Annotated in this window: 6 protein-coding genes; 4 read left to right on the forward strand and 2 right to left on the reverse strand. The window is 64.3% G+C overall.

Translation table 11 applies throughout. The features are described from left to right. The first annotated feature begins 412 nt into the window (after window positions 1–412). The 4 genes from MOV75_RS26615 (at window position 413) to MOV75_RS26630 (ending at window position 2,933) form a co-directional block, all read left to right on the forward strand. The gene (locus tag MOV75_RS26615; RefSeq protein ID WP_246920635.1) at window positions 413–1,537 is read left to right on the forward strand and encodes a flagellar basal body P-ring protein FlgI; all 1,125 of its coding nucleotides are present in this window, start codon (window positions 413–415) and stop codon (window positions 1,535–1,537) included. Further along, the gene (gene flgJ / locus MOV75_RS26620) at window positions 1,537–1,905 is read left to right on the forward strand and encodes a flagellar assembly peptidoglycan hydrolase FlgJ (protein WP_246920626.1); all 369 of its coding nucleotides are present in this window, start codon (window positions 1,537–1,539) and stop codon (window positions 1,903–1,905) included. The genes MOV75_RS26615 and flgJ overlap by 1 nt, the downstream gene beginning before the upstream one ends. 11 nt (window positions 1,906–1,916) lie before the next feature. Further along, window positions 1,917–2,414: a hypothetical protein gene (locus tag MOV75_RS26625; protein WP_246920623.1), complete on the forward strand. Its 498-nt coding sequence runs from the start codon at window positions 1,917–1,919 to the stop codon at window positions 2,412–2,414. A gap of 159 nt (window positions 2,415–2,573) precedes the next feature. Continuing rightward, window positions 2,574–2,933: a hypothetical protein gene (locus MOV75_RS26630; RefSeq protein ID WP_246920622.1), complete on the forward strand. Its 360-nt coding sequence runs from the start codon at window positions 2,574–2,576 to the stop codon at window positions 2,931–2,933. Window positions 2,934–3,048: 115 nt separating this feature from the next. Here the strand turns inward: MOV75_RS26630 and flaF are convergent, their stop codons facing one another. Both flaF and MOV75_RS26640 read right to left on the reverse strand, forming a co-directional pair. After that, window positions 3,049–3,417, reverse strand: coding sequence for a flagellar biosynthesis regulator FlaF (gene flaF / locus MOV75_RS26635; RefSeq protein ID WP_008554779.1), 369 nt, complete (start codon window positions 3,415–3,417; stop codon window positions 3,049–3,051). 293 nt (window positions 3,418–3,710) lie between these two features. After that, on the reverse strand, window positions 3,711–5,195 hold a 1,485-nt coding region (locus MOV75_RS26640), incomplete at its 5' end, for a DUF1522 domain-containing protein (RefSeq protein WP_247006877.1).

Below are 5,195 nucleotides of genomic sequence, written 5' to 3' on the forward strand. Positions count from 1 at the left end.
CGTACTGCCACTCGAGCTTGAGGAGCTGGCGGATCGTCTCCAGCAGCCGCGGGATGTCGATCGGCTTCATCAGATAGCCGTCGTGGAAAGGCTGCGCCAGCGGGGTGCCGTTCGGTCCGTAGATGCGCATCGGAGGGAATCCGGGTGATCGATGCCCTCACCTTCGCCGCCTTATGGTTAACGGGGCGTAAACAGCCCGGCAAAATCTGCCGACGGGCGGCAGTTTCGCTCCTCAGGGCGAATGACCGCTGACATTGGTCGAAACAGATTTATTCAACCTATTCAGCCACCTACCCTCGCTGCCCCGGTTGGCACAGCACTGGCAAGGACAGCGCCGGACCAGCTCGTCATGGGAGTGTCGTGCAGGTCTTTCCGATTTGAGGGGCCTTTTCAGGAGGCTTGGGGAGCAGAGATGCCAGGCGTTCGTTGGGTGAGGATTGTTGGGGTGGCCTGCGCGGCGCTGTCGGCGCTGGCGCTGTCGGTCGCGCCGGCGGCTGCGACCTCGCGCATCAAGGATCTCGCCAACATCGAGGGCGTGCGGCAGAACCAGCTCATCGGCTACGGCCTCGTCGTCGGCCTCAACGGCACCGGCGACACCCTCAACAACATCCCCTTCACCAAGCAGTCGCTGCAGGCGATGCTCGAGCGAATGGGCGTCAACATCCGCGGCGCCACCATCCGCACCGGCAACGTCGCCGCCGTGATGGTCACCGGCAATCTGCCGGCCTTCGCCACCCAGGGCACGCGCATGGACGTCACCGTCTCGGCGCTCGGCGATGCCAAGAACCTCCAGGGCGGCACCCTGCTCGTCACCCCCCTGCTCGGCGCCGACGGCAACGTCTACGCAGTGGCGCAGGGCTCGCTCGCAATCTCCGGCTTCCAGGCCGAGGGCGAAGCGGCCAAGATCGTGCGCGGCGTTCCGACCGTGGGACGCATCGCCAACGGCGCCATCATCGAGCGCGAGATCGAGTTCGCGCTCAACCGGCTGCCGAATGTGCGCCTGGCGCTGCGCAATGCCGATTTCACCACGGCCAAGCGGATCGCGGCCGCGGTCAACGACTATCTCGGCGTCAAGACCGCCGAGCCGATCGACCCCTCCACGGTGCAGCTTTCGATCCCGCCGGAGTTCAAGGGCAACGTCGTCGCCTTTCTCACCGAGATCGAGCAGCTCCAGGTCGATCCCGATCTCGCCGCCAAGATCATCATCGACGAGCGCAGCGGCATCATCGTGATGGGCCGCGACGTGCGCGTCGCCACCGTCGCGGTGGCGCAGGGCAACCTCACCGTCACCATCTCCGAGAGCCCGCAGGTGAGCCAGCCCAACCCGTTGTCGCGCGGCCGTACCGTGGTCGCGCCGCGCAGCAGTGTCACCGTCACCGAGGACGGCAAGAAGCTCGCACTCGTCAAGGACGGCGTCTCGCTCCAGCAGCTCGTCGACGGCCTCAACGGCCTCGGCATCGGCCCGCGCGACATGATCAGCATTCTCCAGGCGATCAAGGCGGCTGGCGCGATCGAAGCCGACATCGAGGTGATGTGATGCAGAGCGGCACGATCAACACCTCGCGCCTCGCCACCTCCTCGTCCTTTTCGGTGGAAAGCCGCAACGGCAGGCCGGACTTCGAGCTGGCGAGCGCCCTGCAAAAGGTCCCGCCGAAGCAGCAGGCCAGGGCGCAGAAGACCGCCACCGACTTCGAGGCGATGTTTCTCAACAGCATGTTCTCGCAGATGACCTCGGGCCTGAAGGGCGAAGGCCCGTTCGGCGACACGCCCGGCACCGGCGTGTGGCGCTCGATGCTGACCGAGCAATATTCCAAGAACTTCGCCAAGGCCGGCGGCGTCGGCGTCGCCACCGAAGTCTACCGCACCCTCATCCTGCAGCAGGCGAAAACGATCCGCACGGCATAAGGTCAAACGAGATGAACCAGTTCAACGCCTCACGTCAGCCGATGCAAGCCCAGCGTCCGAACACCGCGCCGGGCGGCGCCGGGGCGCGCAAGCTCGCCGAGGACCTGATGGATGCGATGAGCGCCCTGCTCGGACTTATCGAGCGCGAGACCGAGCTCGTTCGCGCCGGCAAGGTCCGCGAGGCAATGATGCTCGAGAGCAAGAAGCAGGAGCTGTCGCGAAACTACGTCGGCGCCGTCAGCCAGTTGAAGGCGAACCAGCCTCAACTCGCGAAATCCGCGCCGGAGCTGCTTTCGACGCTGCATCGCCACCACGACGCGTTCCGCGCCATGCTCCAGGTCAATCTCACCGTGCTCGCGACCGCGCACGCGGTCTCCGAAAGCGTCGTGCGCGGCGTCAATGCCGAGATCCAGAAGCGCAACGTGCCGAACACCTATACGGCCGCGGGCCGTCGCGCGGCACCAGGTCCGCGCCACATCACCCCGCTCGCGGTCAGCCGCTCGCTCTGAGCGCACACGAAAACTAGAGACGATTTTACGAAAAACCGCGCGACGATATCGTCGCGCGGTTAGGTACGTTTCCTTACCGGGTCTTCAGTCCTGGTGTTCCATGGTTGCGTTATGAGAGGGGTTGGGATTTGACTCACGTAAGGCAACCAGGAGGCTGCCATGAGTACAGATTTCAGCATCAGGCCGGTGGGGATCCCGGCCCCCGTGCAGATCGTAGCGACGTCCAACGTGGCGGCGAACGAGGCCGTGCAAACTGATCTTCCGGTGAGCCAGACGGTCGCCGCGGCGGATACGAGCGCGCCCGTGCGCAATGATCTGCCGAACCGCGAGAACGTCTCGCGCCAGGTCGTGTTCGACCAGGCCGCCGCGTCCTTCGTCTTTCAGGTCGTCAACGACAGGACCGACGCAGTGGTCAACCAGTTCCCCGACGAAGCGATGCTGCGCCGGCGAGCCTATTTCCATGCATTGGATATGAAGTCCGAGCCCTCGCGGCCGCTCAGCACGGACGTCAGCGCCTGACGATCACGATCGAGATTGCGGGATCGACGTTCTTGCTCCGCGCCTGACCGGCACCGGTCGGCGCGAAAGTCGTATTGCCGAAGCAAAACGACAAGCCGTGATCAGCACCTGCCCGTCACGGGCGTCCGGACAGACCAGCAGCGATGTTGCGATTGATCTCGATCAGCGGACGGAAGTGATCGAACTGCGGGCTCATTTGAAGCGCGGCGGTCTGGCTCAGCACGAACACGCTGATGTTGGCGATCTTCTGCCGCACGTCGATCGGCTGCGGATTGTTGTCGCGCATCGCCTCGCTCAAGAAGATGGTCCAGAGCTTGCGGTTGAACATCAGGGCCTGCATGGTCTGCTCGCTGAGCGGATCGGCGTTGTTCACGGCGTCCTGGAGCTTGTTCGCGGCCTTGAGCAGGGTCTGCGCCTCGATGTCGCGAGGAGATGCGGTGGTGGTTGCAACACGCGCATAAGCCGAGGCAGCGGAATTCGACATCAATCACACCCTGGAGGTTACCTAGCGCGTTGTAAGCGCTTAAGGATTTCTTTCCCAACCCTAGGCAGCACCGCTTAAGATTTGCTTACGTGTGTGCTTGGAAGCACTCCGGATAATTACGGGTCGCGGAGCTCTTCGTCAGCGCAACGCTAGATCCACGCACGCACGATGTAAACGCGCTTCGCGCGATGCGTGCTGATCTCAGCTAATCTTGTCTTAGCGATCTCCCTCAAAAGAACGGCGGAGCGTTAGCCCCGCCGCGATATATCGTGTGGCGATCTTGCGCTGAGAAATTAGCGGAGCAGCTGCAGCACGCTCTGCTGCGACTGGTTCGCCAGCGACAGCGCGGAGACCGCGATCGACTGGCGGGTCGACAGTGCCTGGCTGTTCGCCGCTTCCTCGTTGGTGTCGGCGAGCGTCAGGTTGGACGAGCCGGTCTGCAGCACGTTGATCAGGTTCTTGGAGAAGTCCTGACGCACCTGCACGATCGAGAGGTTCGAACCGAGCGAGGAGCCTTCCGAGCGCAACCTGCTCGAGGCGGCATTCAGGCTGGCCAGCACCTTGTTGGTGGCGCCGTTGTCGATGAAGTCCGTGCCGGGAACGAGATTGCTGAGACCGAGACCCGCCGCGTTGAACACGACGCCGTTGATGCCGAGCGTCGAGCTGCCGGTCTCGTTGAAAACCAGCTTCAGCGTGTCGCCGTTGAGCAGGTTGATGCCGTTGAAGGACGAGTCCTGCGACGTCGTGTCGATCTGCGCCAGGATGTTGTTGAACTGGCTGACCAGGCTCGAACGCGCCGTCTGCGCGACGGGGTCCTGAACCGGGGGCTGTGCGGTGGTAAAGGCGAGCACGCCGGTGAGCGTACCACCGACCGCGCCGCCCGCGGCAGTCGAACCGAGGGTCGAGGACGCGTATTCGTTGACGGTGGTCACCGTCAGCACGCCGTTGGCGTCGATCGTCGCCGTCAGGTGGTTCGCCTGCAGCTGCACATTGAGCTGATCGAGCGTCTTGACGGTGCCGTTGGTGCCGTCGCCGAAGGTGACGTTCACCGGCGTACCGCCGTTGAAGGACGAGAAGGTCAGGGTCTTGCCGCTGACACCGCCAACACCGGAGGTGCGCGCCGCGGTGAAGGCGGTCGCCGTTCCCGTGTTGCCGCTGAGGCCGAATGCGCTGAGTGCATTGCCGGTGCCAGTGATCGACAGGTCGGCATTGATGCCGGTTGAGAGCGCAAGCTGGCCGCTGCTGTTGACCGACGACGGGATCTGACCCGCGGTGGGCGTCAAGGTCGCCGCGCCGTTGAAGAGGCTCGCGGTCTTGACGCCGGTGGCAAGATCGACCGCGTTGAGCAGGTCGGTCAGCGTCGCGCTCTGGATGTAGACGGTCGAGTTGCCGTTGCCGTCGGTGACGATGTTGCCGCTGACGCCATACCCGGTGGCCACGCTCGCCGCAGATTGCGGCGTCTGCGCGTTCTTGAAGGTGATGGTATGACCGTCGATGTTCAGGGTTGAGCCGTCCTGAACGAGAGTGCCCAGCGAGCCGGCGGTGGTCGATCGGGCCGCGGTCACGCTCGCATTGCCTGCGCCGGTCGCCGCGGTCAGACCGAGCTTGTTGAGGAAGTCGGCCTTGCCCGTCACGCTCAGATCGGAGCCAGTCGAGCTCTTCAGCGTGACCAGGCCGGGGATCGGCTCGTTGGAATCGATCGCCACCGAGATCTTGCCGAGCCGGAGCAGCAGCCGGCCGATGCGGCCTGCGCAGGCGGCATATTCGGCAGCGCTGCG

Origin of the sequence: Bradyrhizobium sp. PRIMUS42 (assembly GCF_023006515.1) — a bacterium.
Lineage (GTDB): Bacteria > Pseudomonadota > Alphaproteobacteria > Rhizobiales > Xanthobacteraceae > Bradyrhizobium.

Bases quoted from the DNA above. Each gene is read 5' to 3' on its own strand.
- MOV75_RS26615 (WP_246920635.1), top strand. From the start codon at position 413: ATGCCAGGCGTTCGTTGGGTGAGGATTGTTGGGGTGGCCTGCGCGGCG.
- flgJ (WP_246920626.1), top strand. From the start codon at position 1,537: ATGCAGAGCGGCACGATCAACACCTCGCGCCTCGCCACCTCCTCGTCC.
- MOV75_RS26625 (WP_246920623.1), top strand. From the start codon at position 1,917: ATGAACCAGTTCAACGCCTCACGTCAGCCGATGCAAGCCCAGCGTCCG.
- MOV75_RS26630 (WP_246920622.1), top strand. From the start codon at position 2,574: ATGAGTACAGATTTCAGCATCAGGCCGGTGGGGATCCCGGCCCCCGTG.
- flaF (WP_008554779.1), bottom strand. From the start codon at position 3,417: ATGTCGAATTCCGCTGCCTCGGCTTATGCGCGTGTTGCAACCACCACC.